Source organism: Ochrobactrum sp. SFR4, assembly GCF_019730395.1.
Lineage (GTDB): Bacteria > Pseudomonadota > Alphaproteobacteria > Rhizobiales > Rhizobiaceae > Pseudochrobactrum.
The window spans coordinates 1-246 of record NZ_JAAPBB010001162.1; the positions used below are offsets into that span (position 1 = coordinate 1).

Sequence of the window (246 nt, forward strand, 5' to 3'; positions counted from 1 at the left end):
ACGGCAGCGTCATCCGACAAAACTGGCTGCGTTGCATTTGCGCGCCTCCGAAGCTTTCCAGCAATATAACATATTAGGCGAGGCGGTTCGCCATGCCAGTCTGGCCGGTGATTATAGCCGTTGCACGCAGCTGATTGAATCCGCTGGAGGATGGCGGCTGGTGCTTTATGGCGGCATGAGCCAGCTCAACCAGTTGCTGAATTACATTCCTAAAGCTGAGAGACTGTCACATCCGAGATTATTGCT

Annotated in this window: 1 protein-coding gene; it reads left to right on the top strand. The window is 53.3% G+C overall.

The window, feature by feature from the left end; genetic code table 11:
* Positions 1-246, top strand: a 246-nt coding sequence (locus HBA93_RS22700; protein WP_221724738.1) for a hypothetical protein, incomplete at both ends; no start/stop codon positions are given.